Annotated in this window: 9 protein-coding genes; all 9 read right to left on the bottom strand. The window is 73.2% G+C overall.

All coding sequences use genetic code 11. The features are described from left to right. Positions 1-46: 46 nt before the first annotated feature. Entirely contained in the window at positions 47-949 is a 903-nt protein-coding gene (locus DQE82_RS18280) for a homocysteine S-methyltransferase family protein (protein ID WP_064447383.1), read from the bottom strand. A 38-nt stretch (positions 950-987) separates the two neighbouring features. Beyond that, positions 988-2,127 carry a PLP-dependent aspartate aminotransferase family protein gene (locus DQE82_RS18285; RefSeq protein ID WP_113973292.1) on the bottom strand — a complete coding sequence of 380 codons (1,140 nt, stop codon included), beginning with the start codon at positions 2,125-2,127 and terminating at the stop codon, positions 988-990. Between the two features lie 22 nt (positions 2,128-2,149). Beyond that, on the bottom strand, positions 2,150-3,427 hold the full coding sequence (locus DQE82_RS18290) for an aminotransferase class V-fold PLP-dependent enzyme (protein WP_113973293.1): 1,278 nt from the start codon (positions 3,425-3,427) through the stop codon (positions 2,150-2,152). 248 nt (positions 3,428-3,675) lie between these two features. After that, the gene (locus tag DQE82_RS18295; RefSeq protein WP_043325247.1) at positions 3,676-4,380 is read right to left on the bottom strand and encodes a crotonobetainyl-CoA--carnitine CoA-transferase; all 705 of its coding nucleotides are present in this window, start codon (positions 4,378-4,380) and stop codon (positions 3,676-3,678) included. A gap of 92 nt (positions 4,381-4,472) precedes the next feature. After that, positions 4,473-5,759, bottom strand: coding sequence for an AarF/ABC1/UbiB kinase family protein (locus DQE82_RS18300; RefSeq protein WP_064447380.1), 1,287 nt, complete (start codon positions 5,757-5,759; stop codon positions 4,473-4,475). 5 nt (positions 5,760-5,764) lie between these two features. Then, the gene (locus DQE82_RS18305) at positions 5,765-6,406 is read right to left on the bottom strand and encodes a hypothetical protein (RefSeq protein WP_043325250.1); all 642 of its coding nucleotides are present in this window, start codon (positions 6,404-6,406) and stop codon (positions 5,765-5,767) included. Further along, on the bottom strand, positions 6,406-7,302 hold the full coding sequence (locus tag DQE82_RS18310; protein WP_043325252.1) for a 50S ribosomal protein L11 methyltransferase: 897 nt from the start codon (positions 7,300-7,302) through the stop codon (positions 6,406-6,408). Before DQE82_RS18310 ends, DQE82_RS18305 begins: the two co-directional genes overlap by 1 nt. Before the next feature lie 128 nt (positions 7,303-7,430). Beyond that, positions 7,431-8,630 carry a DUF6004 family protein gene (locus tag DQE82_RS18315; RefSeq protein WP_030499571.1) on the bottom strand — a complete coding sequence of 400 codons (1,200 nt, stop codon included), beginning with the start codon at positions 8,628-8,630 and terminating at the stop codon, positions 7,431-7,433. Between the two features lie 206 nt (positions 8,631-8,836). Beyond that, on the bottom strand, positions 8,837-10,738 hold the full coding sequence (locus tag DQE82_RS18320; RefSeq protein WP_233514701.1) for a BTAD domain-containing putative transcriptional regulator: 1,902 nt from the start codon (positions 10,736-10,738) through the stop codon (positions 8,837-8,839). Between the last annotated feature and the right edge of the window lie 319 nt (positions 10,739-11,057).

The following is an 11,057-nucleotide window of genomic DNA, read 5'->3' on the forward strand; positions in this document are numbered from 1 at the left end:
GTTGGCTGACCCGGCCCGCGCCGGGCCGGCGGACCTGCGGGCGGCGTCAGTCGACGGCCGCCACCGGAGCGTTCAGCCGGGCCGTCAGCGCGGCGATGTGCGCCGGCGACGCGCCGCAGCACCCGCCGGCCACGGCGAGCCGGTACTCCACCGCCCAGCCGGCGACCAGGTCGCCGAACTCGGCGGGGTCGAGCAGCGGGCGCGGCCCGGGCGCGCCGTCGCGGCGGTCCTCCAGGTTCGGGTACGCGCCGATCGGGCCGTCGTCGGCGTCGCGCAGCGCCCGCAGGCACCGCTCGGTCGCCTCCGGGGCGGTGCAGTTGACAAGCACCACCTCGGCCCCGGCGGCGCGCACCGCGCGGGCGGCGTCCACCAGGGAGTCGCCGGACAGCAGCCGGCCCTGGTCGTCGCAGACGAAGGCGGCCCAGGCCCGGGCGCCCACCTCGCGTACCTGCTCCACCGCGATGCGTGCCTCGCGGGCGGTGTTCATGGTCTCCACCAGCACCAGCTCCACCCCGGCCCGGACCAGCTCCACGGCCAGCCAGCGGTGCTCCTCACGCAGCTCGTCGTCGGCCGGCACCAGGTCCGGCCGGTAGCAGTCCTCCACCGGAGCCATCGACGCGGCGATCCGGGTGCCGGGCGCGCCGGCCGTGTTGCGGGCGGCGAGCGCGACGCCGACGGCCGCGTGCACCATCCAGCCGAGGCCGGCGTCCTCCAGTCCGGCGCGGCGCAGCGCCCGCAGGTTGCAGCGCAGCGTGTTCGCGGTGAGCACCTGCGCCCCGGCGGTCAGGAACCGCTCGTGGACGTCGCGCAGCACGCGCCGCCGGCTGTCCGCCAGCAGCGCCGCGGTGCCCCACCACGGGGGCTGGTACGGCAGCCCGGCGCGCTGCAACTCGGTGGCGAGTCCTCCGTCGAGCACCACCGGGGCGCCGCCGGTCGTGAATGCGGACATGTCTCCTCCTTCGCGGGGCGGTAATGCCGGTCAGCGGGTCAGGCGCCGTCACGCAGCGCGGTGACCAGGTCCTCGACCAGGTCGGCCGGGTCCTCGATGCCGGGTGAGATCCGGATCAGCCGGTCGGTCAACCCGAGACGCCGGCGTACCTCGGGCGGCACCGGGCGGTGGGTCATCAGCGCCGGGCACTCGATCAGGGAGCGGACGCCGCCGAGGCTGACCGCGGCGGTGAACAGGCGTACCCGGTCGAGCAGCTTGGCCGGGTCGCCGCGGTACTCGAAGGCGGCGAGCGCGCCGGGCGCGGTCATCTGCCGGGCCGCCACCGCGTGCTGCGGATGCGTGGGCAGGCCCGGATAGCTGACCGTCGCGACGCTCGGCTCGGCCAGCAGCGCCGCCACCACCGCGCGGGTGTTCTCCACCTGCCGGGCGGTGCGCAGGGACAGCGTCTTCAGGCCGCGGTGGGTGAGATAGCAGTCGAAGCCGCCGGGGGCGTTGCCGGCCACCGTGCGGTAGGCCAGGAACCGCCGGTGCAGCTCCTCGTCCTGGTAGACGAGCGCGCCGCCGAGCACGTCGAGATGACCGGCGACGGACTTGGTGGTGCTGTAGAGCGTGATGTCCGCGCCGTGCGCGAGCGGTCGTTGCAGCACCGGCCCGGCCAGCGTGTTGTCCACCACCACCAGGGCGCCGTGCCGGTGCGCGAGGTCGGACACCGCGGCGATGTCGGCGACCTTGAGCAGCGGGTTGGTGGGCGTCTCCAGCCACACCATGGCCAGCTCGGGACCGCATTCGGACAGCGCGCGGTCCCGCTCGGCCGGGTCGGCCAGGTCCACCGGCCGGACCGTCACGCCGCGCTCGGCGGCGGCGGCGAGCAGCTGGTGGGTGCCGCCGTACACGTCGTCGGAGGCGAGCACCAGCCGGCCCGGCGGCACCAGCGACAGCGCCGTCGTGGCGGCGGCCTGCCCGCTGGTGTAGACGGTTGCGTGCCGGGCGTCCTCCAGCGCGGCGAGGCACTCCTCCAGCGCCTCCCGGTTGGGCTGCTCGCCCCGGGCGTAGAAGTAGCGCGGCGGGTCCTGGGCGGTGCGGTCGTAGGTGGTGGCGAGGTGGATCGGCGGCACCACGTCGCCGGTGCCGGGCACTGGTCGCTGGCCGACGTGCACCAGCCGGGTGTCGAACCTCATGACGCTCCCTTCCGGGCGCTGCTCAGAGGAACCGGACGTCGGGGTGGTCGGTGGTCCAGGGACCCGGTCGTACGCCGGCGAGCAACTCGCCGACGAGGTCGATCTCGGCGGTGGTGTTGTAGACGCCGAAGGAGAGCCGGACCGTGCCGAGCAGGCCCATCTCGTCGAGGAAGGTGCTGGCGCAGTGCACGCCGCAGCGCACCGCCACGCCGTGCCGGTCCAGGTGCGCCCCGACGTCGTACGGGTGGATGCCCTCGACCACGAACGAGACGATGCCGCTGGGGTCGGCGGCCGGGTCACCGACCACCCGCACCCGGTCGATCGCGGCGAGCACGTCGACGGCGTGCCGGACCAGCGCCCGGTCGTGCCGGCGGATCGCGTCCCAGCCGAGGTCGCGCAGGTAGTCCAGGGCGGCGGCCAGCCCGACCGCGCCGGCCACGTGCGGCGTGCCGGCCTCCCACCGGGCCGGCCCGTCGAGGTAGCGGACCGGCTGGTCGGCCGCGACGCCCTTCACGGTGCCGCCGCCCACCTGGTACGGGGGCAGCCCGGCGAGCAGGTCCCGGCGGCCGTGCAGTACGCCGACGCCCATCGGCCCGTACGCCTTGTGCCCGGAGAAGCAGTAGAAGTCGGCGTCGAGGTCGCGCACGTCGACCGGCCGGTGCGGTACGGCCTGGGCGCCGTCGACCACCACCAGCGCGCCGGCCCGGCGGGCGGCGGCGGTCATCTCCCGTACCGGGTTGACGGTGCCGAGCACGTTCGAGACGTGGGTGACCGCCACCAGCGCGGTGTCCGGGCCGAGCGCGGCGCCGAACCGGTCGGCCCCGACCCGCCCGTCCGGTCCGGCCGGCACCACTGTGAGCGTGGCGCCCGTACGGTCGCAGAGCCGGCGCCACGGCAGCAGGTTGCTGTTGTGCTCCATGCCGGTCACCACGACCCGCCGGCCCGGCCCGGCCACCCGTTGCCCGGCGGTGTCCGCGACCAGGTTGACCGCGGCGGTGGTGCCGGCGGTGAAGAGCACCTCCTCCGGCTGCGCCGCGCCGATCGCCCGCGCGACGCTCTCGCGGGCCTGCTCGTACCGCTCGGTGGACTCCAGGCCGAGCCGGTGGTAGCCGCGCCCGACGTTGCTGTTCGCCCCGGTGTAGTAGTCGGTCATCGCGTCCAGGACGACGCGGGGCTTCTGCGTGGTGGCGGCGTTGTCCAGGTAGGCGACGAGGTCGCCGGCCCGGCGGGCCAGCAGGGGGAAGTCGTCCCGTACCGCCCTGGGCAGCGCCTCCGGATCGTGTCGCACCGTGTCCGTCATGCCGGCTCCTGTCGCTTGACGGCCGGTCGTCGGTGCCGGCGTACGCGCCGCGCGGGGTCGCCCCCGCGACGCGCACGGACGCCGTCAGGCGCTCGGGCGACGGAGGGCGGACCGGTCGTCCCCGTGGGACCACAGTGCTCGGGAGGTGCCGCACGGGCGCGGCGTGCCGGACGACGACGGGCCCCGACGAACGCCGAGGCTAGTTCAGAATAATATAGTGATCCGGTCCCGTCACCCCCTGGCGCGGGTCAGTGACCGGAGGTCGTCTGAGCGGCGGGCGCGGCGCCGGCGTCCAGGCCGAGCAGCTCGCAGCAGCGCAGCACCGCGTCGATGTCGCCCTCCAGCTTGAGCTGCCCGCCGACCATCGCCATCAGCGGCGTGACCCGCCCGGCGCCGATGCGCACGAACGTGGCCGCGTCGGTGGTCGCCACCATCGCCGGGTCGTCGGACGGCCCCTTCGCCACGCGCGGCACCCCGCCGGCGACGTCGATGCGGAAGACCTCGTCGTCGACCTGGAACTGGTAGCTCTCGTCGATCGGGGAGATCTTGTCCCACTGGAACATCGCCTCCACGGCGAGGAAGCCCCAGTGCGGGCGGACCGTGTCCTCGGCGTTCAGGTCACCGACGAACTCCAGGCCCCAGTGCGCGAGCCCGAGCACCATCGGCCGCAGCGCCTGCCCGGTCGGGGTCAGCTCGTAGGAGAGCCGGCCGCCGGTGCCGTGCACGTCGACCTGCCGCAGCACGCCCGAGTCGACGAGGAACTTGAGCCGGTCGGCGAGCAGGTTCGTGCCGATGCCGGGCAGGTCCGCGAGCAGTTCGCTGTAGCGCCGGGGACCCATCAGCAGCTCCCTGATGATCAGCAGCGTCCAGCGTTCGCCCAGCACGTCGAGCGCGGACGCGAGCCCGCAGTACTGGTGGTAGGAGCGCTTGCCGGCGAGGCCAGTCTGTGCCATTCCGCTATCGTATATTTTAGTCGGCTGTTTGCGCAGGTGGGGCCGCGCTGTCGAAGCGACCGGCCAGGCCCGGCGGACCGTTCGGCCAGCGGTCAGGCGGCGGCCCGGCGGCCGAAGAGCCCGCGCATCAGCACCGGCTTGGCCAGCTCCTGGAAGTCGAGGTCGGGGTCGAGCTCGCGTACCGTCCCCTCGATCACCAGCAGCGACAGCAGCGGGAAGATGAGTTCCGGCGCGGCGTGCACGCCGTAGCGGCGTTGCAGGTCGAACATCTCCGCGGCGAACGCGATCAGGCTGAACTCCCGGGCCGGCAGCCCGTGGCTGCGCTCCACCAGGTCGGCCATCCGGACCAGGAACGTCTCCACGTCGGCGTCCGGCCGCAGGCCGGTGCCGCTGCGCACCACGATCTCGGCGCAGTACCGGCCGCGCCCGATCGACATGTTCATGAAGAACTCCGCGAACAACCGGCGCAGCTCCTCGGTGAGCTGCACGCTGAACCCGGCGTCGAGCACCACCACCTGGGCGCCCCGGGTGAAGTAGAGGTTGCCCGGGTGCATGTCGCAGTGGACGAATCCGTCCACGAAGAGCATGTGGTAGATCGCTGTCATCGCGGAGGCGGCGAACCGCTTTCGCACGGCCGCCGACATCGACCGCGCCACGTCCACGTCGAGGTCCGGCATGAACTCCATGACCAGGCAGCGCGGCCGGCAGGCGTCGTCGCGTACGCCGGGCACCCGGACCCGGGGCACCACGGCGAGGTTCTCCTTGAGCCGGCGCAGGTTCTCCGCCTCCCGGGCGAAGTCGAGCTGGCCGAACACCGCTCCGCACATGTTCTCGACCACCTCCCGCACCGGGACGCCGCGCAGCATCGGCAGCCGGGCCATCACCCGGGCGCCGTGCCGCATCAGCGCGAGGTCGAGGGCCATCGTCGACTCGATGCCGGGACGGCGCAGCTTGAGCGCCACCTCGGCGCCGTCGGGCATCCGGCCGCGGTAGACGCAGGCCACGCTGCCGCTGGCCACCGGCGTCGGGTCGATCTCCGCGAACTCCGCGGGCGTCTCGCTGCCGTACGCCTCGGCCAGCGCCCGGCTGGTCTGCTCGGGGGTCATCGGGTCGACCCGGTCCTGGAGCACCGACAGCTCGTCGCAGAGCGCGGCCGGCAGCACGTCGCGCCGGGTGCCGAGCACCTGCCCGGCCTTGACGAACGTCGGGCCGAGCCGCATCAGCAACGTGGTGAGACGGCGGTACAGCAGCCGGCGGGCCGCCGCCCGGTCACCTCGGACCGCCTTGACCAGCGCCGCCGGCAGCACCGGCAGCAGGTGGGCGGCGCCGACCGCGCCGATCCGGGTCGAGCGGGCCAGCAGAGCGCGCGTGGTCGCCATGGACGTCAACCCTTCGTGATGCCCGGCACCTCGATCGCCCGGAGCTGCAGGGTGGTGAAGTCGCAGTACCAGATGCGGCGGCCGTCCCAGGTGATGCCGGTCGGGTTGCCCGCGACCGAGTAGGCGGCCACCTCCCGGCGGGCCGCCACGTCGTACAGGTTGATGGTGGCCGCGTCGCGGTCGGAGTAGACGAGGTAGCTGTCCGAGACGGTCAGGCCGGCGATCGGCTGCCGGACCGGGAACGTGTCGATCAGCCCGAAACCGTCCGGGTCGCGCAGGTCGACCTGGCGCAGGTCCTCGTAGCCCAGCCAGAGCCCGTGCCGGGTCGCCTCCAGCCCGCACAGCACGTTGCCGGGACGCGGGTTGCCGAACTCGCCGAGCAGCTCGCCGTCCTCGGGATCGACCAGCCGCAGCACGCGGTCGTCGCCCGCCACCTGCAGCAGCCGCCCGCCGATCGTGGTCAGGTCGGTGCGCACGCCGGGGCAGTCGAGCCGGCGGACCACCTTGCCGCTGATCGGGTCCAGGGAGGCGATCTGGCTGGAGACCGCCTCGGAGAACCAGAGGCACTCCGCGGACCAGGTCAGGCCGCAGAGCTTGAGAGCGCCACGGACGGGAATGTCGCGGACGGTACCCACCGCGAAGGGCATCAGGACCTCCTCTGCCGGGACAGGCCGCACTCCAGCCGCCAGCCGGTCACGGCGCGGACGTCGCGCCGGGCCGGCCGGCGCAGGGCGACGGACAGCTCGTCGCCCTCGGCCACGTCGGTGTGCCGCAGCGGCCACACCCAGACCGCCCAGTTGCATCCGGGGTACGACGGGAAGTTCGACAGCGTCACGTCGTCGGTGAAGTCGGCGGTGAAGAAGCCGAGCACGGCGTGCAGCCTCCCCGGCGCGATGACCGGCAGCCGCTGCCGCAGCGTCTGCCGGGACGGCGACCGGCCGTCGAGCGCCTGGTCGAGCACCACTGTGGGCTCGGTCAGCAGCTTCGGCGGACGCTGGAAGAAGTGCAGCTGGGCCGCCGGGGCCACGAGCTCCTGCACCGGGTCGAGCCGGTAGCCGTAGAAGTCGCCGCCCCACAGCCCCCAGCCCTCGTCGGCGAACTCGGCCGCGGCCAGCCAGGTCCGCAGCCGCCGGGGCACCACCCGGCCGCCGGGGCGCAGGTGGCGGCGGGCGATCACGTGCAGCACCTCGGCCATCTCCTCCTCCGGGCCGAGGTTTCCCATCATCTCGGAGACCAGCACGTCCGCCTTGCGGGGCAGCCGGACCGTACGGGCGTCGCCGGTGACCAGGGTGAGCCGTCCCTTGAGGTCGTTGGCCTCGATGATGCGGGCCGCCGCCGCGGCGGTGGCCGGGTCGGCCTCGACCGCGTACACGTGCTCGGCGCCGTGCCGCAGCGCCAGCAGGGAGAGCGCGAGCAGCCCCGCGCCCACGTCGACCACCACGTCGCCGGGGGTGACGGCCTCCTCCAGCGCCCTGTCGTACGCCCGCAGCCGGGGCGCGTCGCCGAGCATCATCTGGTGCATGAGCAGCAGCCGCTGATCCACGCGGTACCCCCTGAGCGCGCGTCCCTCCCGACCGCCGTAGCAGCCGGGAGGGACATCGTGACGGTACGTTGCTATTGGTTTTACTAGTAGAACCTCTGGCCGGCAGGCCCGTCAAGCGGACCCGTCGGTCAGGCGTTCACCGCGGCGTGCTCGCCGACCAGCGCGTCCCGCATCACCAGGTTGACGCCGGTGAGGCGAGCCTTCGGCTGCTCGTCCACGGTGACCAGGGCGGTGTCCGAGCCGTCCAGCTTGAGCTCGGTGCCGGTGGCCTCCATGCCGCGCATCTTGCCGTTGACGTGCACGGAGTTGGCGGCGTAGAGCGTCTCGTGCGGCGTGACCAGCTCGAACTCGGCGTCGATGTGCAGGTCGCCGGGGAACTTGAGCCGGCTGAGGCTGTCCTCGTTGCCCTCGCCCAGCGTGCCGCCGGAGACCCGCGGCCAGCTCGCCCGCAGCATGACCCGGCCACCCAGCTCCGGGCTGTGTCCGACGACCGCGACGCGGGCCAGCTGGGCGAGCACGCCCGGGCCCTCGTCGTGCTTGTCCGGGCCGAAGAGCAGCACCTCGGCACCGGCCGCCTTGCGGTAGTCCCCGGCCAGGTCGACCCGCACCGTCTTGCCGTTGACCTCGACCTCGATCTGCCCCTCCAGCGAGGTCTGCATGATCATGGACGGGTCGACCAGCATGGACATGCACGGGCCGGCGCTGGGCGCGAAGAACAGGTTCGGCGTGATCCCGACCGGCTGGTTCTCGTCGTTGGCCGGGTACCACGCCTCCGGCAGCGTGGTGCCCTTGACGACGTTCGGCGCGGCCATCACGTCGAAGGGACCGTCACCGCGCGGCTTGCCCAGGTAGGGCCCGGTCAGCGGCTTCTTGAACGGCGGGACGCTGTCGACCACGCCGTAGATGTCGATGACGTTGCGGTGGGCGAGCCGCAGCGTGCTCGACTCCAGGATGCCGAAGCGGCGGATGTAGAACTCGGCCGGGAAGTTCTTGCCCGGCACGATCTGCCGCACGTGCCCGCTGTTGGGCAGGAACGGGTTGGACAGGACCTGGATGCGGTCGTCCAACTCGTAGCTGAACCCCTTGATGCCCACCTCGGGCGCGCTGATCAGCTCGGTGGCGAACTGCGCGTAGCCGTTCTCGTCGACCTTGTGCTCGAAGCCCGGCATGGGCCACTTGTTGAGCTGCACGAAGCCGGACAGGTTGATCGTCTCGCGGCGGCCCGAGTAGTAGTCCTCGCCGAAGACCACGGTTGCCGCGGCGAGGATGTGCGGGCGGATCGGCTTGGGTTCGAGGTTCAGGGACTCGTAGGTCTCTCTGGTGCTCAAGCCAGACACCTCCAATGTCTGTCGGCAGGGGTCAGCGGCGGTCTGAGGGCCGCTGGTGGACCGGACCCGACCGGTCCCGCCGAACTTCAAGCTATGTGTTTTTAAAGCGTGCTGTCAATGCCTGAGGCATCGTCAGGTGTCATCGGCCTCCAGAACACGACGGCCCGCTCCCCCGGCGGGGAGCGGGCCGTCGTGGCGGCCGCCGGTCAGTCCGGCACGGCCGCCGCGCCGGCCGGCAGCAACGGCCGGGACAGCGGCAGGGGCAGTTCGGCGGCGGGACTCGTCACGGCCCCCGGGGTGCCCGTCTCCAGCGCCAGCCGGCGCAGCAGGCCGAGCATCCGGTACCGGCCGCCGGTCGTCCCGACCGGCATCACCAGGGACTTGTCCACCAGGGCGGCGAGCACCACCCGCACGTCGGTGGGCCCGGACGGATGGGGCCGCCAGAACCGCTGGGCGGCCGCCAGGTCGAACACCCCCGGCAGCAACGCGACGCGCTGGAACAGACAACGCTCGGCCACGTCGAGGCGCTGGACGCTACGGTCGAGCATCGCCTGCAGCGACGTGTGGCGTGACTCCGGTCCGGCGGCGGGCGGGCGCAGTCCGTCCAGCGGTCCCTCCAGCTTGCGCAGCACCCCGTCCAGACTCTCGGTGGCCAGGCACGCCGCCGCCATCTCCAGGGCCAGCGGCAGGCCGTCGAGCCGGCGGCAGATCTCCACCGCGACCTCCGCGTCCCGCCGGTCGAGGCGGAACCCGGGGCGGGCCTGGGCCGCCCGTTCGGCGAGCAGCGCGACCGCCGGATTGGACAGGACCGACGGCCATCCGCCCGGCTGCGGCACCGGGAGCGGATGCAGGCGCTGGACCCGCTCGTACGGCAGCCCGAGCGGCTGACGCGAGCCGGTCAGCACCGCCACGTCCGGGCACGCCAGCAACAGCCGGTCGGCGACCACCGCACACGCGTCGACCAGGTGCTCGGCGTTGTCCAGCACCACGAGTGTCGGCTGGTCGCGCAGCAGTTCGACCGGATCCTCGGCGCCGTTGCCCCCGAGCATCCGGGCCAGCCGGCGTTCCAGCTGCCGCCGGTCACTGAGATCGAGCGTGTCCACCGTCAGGACCCCGCCGGTGAAGACGCGGGCGGCCTGGTGGGCGGCGCGCAGGGTCACCGCCGACTTGCCACAGCCGGGCGCGCCGGTGACGGTCACCGCGCGGTACTTCGCCAGCAGGGCCGCCAGGTCGGCGATGTCCCCGGCCCGCCAGTGCAGCGGCCCGGAGATCGGCCCGCAGCCGGGCCTGCGCCTTGCGGCCGGCACCGCCGGCGCCGGCCGGGGCACCGGTGGACGGCCGGCCGGGCGCACCAGCGCCCGGTGCACCGCCCGCAGTTCCTCCCCCGGGTCGACGCCCAGTTCGGTACGGAGCCGCTCGGTGATGTCGGCGTACCGGTGCAGGGCCACGGTCCGGTGCCCGCTGCTGCCGAGCACGGCCAGATAGTCGGCCTGGATCGCCTCGTGCAGGGGTTCCAGCCGGGCCAGCCGGGTGGCGGTGTCGAGCACCGCCGCGGCGCGTCCCAGCCGCAGCCCCAGACCGACGTAGCTGTGCGAGGTCGCCACCCAGGCCGCACCCAGGGCCTCCACCTCGATGTTGTCGTGCAGCAGCGAGCGCAGCTCACCGAGGGTCGGGCTGCGCCACAGGTCCAGCGCCTGCCCGAGCAGGTGGAACGCCTCCTCACGGCAGCCCTCGCCGATCCGCTTCTCGGCCTCGGCGACACAGCGGCGGAACCGCGCGACGTCCGTCTCGACGGTCTCGGCGCGCAGCGAGTACCCGGTGACGGTCGAGGCGATGACCCGTACCCGGCGCCGCGGCGGATGCTCCGGTTCGAGGACCTGGCGCAGCCGGGCCACGTACGTGTGCACGAGCGACCGGGCGCTCGGCGGGACTACGCCGCCCCAGACCGCCTCCTCCACCTCGCTCACCGGGACGCTGTCGCCCAGGCGTAACGCCAGAAGCGAGAGCACCGCCCGCTGCTTGGCCGGTCCGGGCTCCACCGGATGCCCCTTCCGCCGCACGCGCAGCGGACCCAACAGGTCGACCCGGTAACAGGCGCGACTCTCCATCATCTATCCCCCCAGGCTCAGCGTGAGCCCGAGACTGGCACATCCGGTTACCACGTCGCCACACTCAGCTATTGCTCAGGAAACTCGGCAGGCCAGGCCGCCAACCCGCCCGAGCAGCGTGATCACCGCCCGGGACGTGCGTAAAGGCCGCCGGGCGGAACGACGACGGCGGGGAGTTCTTTTTCATATGGCGAAGCTATTGATAGAAGTTGCGGGCCGTGCCGGGTTGCGTGACCCGGTTCCGACGAAGGCCCACCCTGAAAGGGATGCCGCCCACCTGGAGGCCCGTGTCGAGCATCCAGGATAGACAGAATGCTAT

This window comes from Micromonospora sp. LHW51205 (assembly GCF_003315815.1).
GTDB classification, from domain to species: domain Bacteria; phylum Actinomycetota; class Actinomycetes; order Mycobacteriales; family Micromonosporaceae; genus Micromonospora; species Micromonospora chalcea.

What these genes read in the sequence shown, in the direction of transcription:
- DQE82_RS18280 (WP_064447383.1), bottom strand. Translation starts at nt 949, where the DNA reads ATGTCCGCATTCACGACCGGCGGCGCCCCGGTGGTGCTCGACGGAGGA.
- DQE82_RS18285 (WP_113973292.1), bottom strand. Translation starts at nt 2,127, where the DNA reads ATGAGGTTCGACACCCGGCTGGTGCACGTCGGCCAGCGACCAGTGCCC.
- DQE82_RS18290 (WP_113973293.1), bottom strand. Translation starts at nt 3,427, where the DNA reads ATGACGGACACGGTGCGACACGATCCGGAGGCGCTGCCCAGGGCGGTA.
- DQE82_RS18295 (WP_043325247.1), bottom strand. Translation starts at nt 4,380, where the DNA reads ATGGCACAGACTGGCCTCGCCGGCAAGCGCTCCTACCACCAGTACTGC.
- DQE82_RS18300 (WP_064447380.1), bottom strand. Translation starts at nt 5,759, where the DNA reads ATGGCGACCACGCGCGCTCTGCTGGCCCGCTCGACCCGGATCGGCGCG.
- DQE82_RS18305 (WP_043325250.1), bottom strand. Translation starts at nt 6,406, where the DNA reads ATGCCCTTCGCGGTGGGTACCGTCCGCGACATTCCCGTCCGTGGCGCT.
- DQE82_RS18320 (WP_233514701.1), bottom strand. Translation starts at nt 10,738, where the DNA reads ATGGAGAGTCGCGCCTGTTACCGGGTCGACCTGTTGGGTCCGCTGCGC.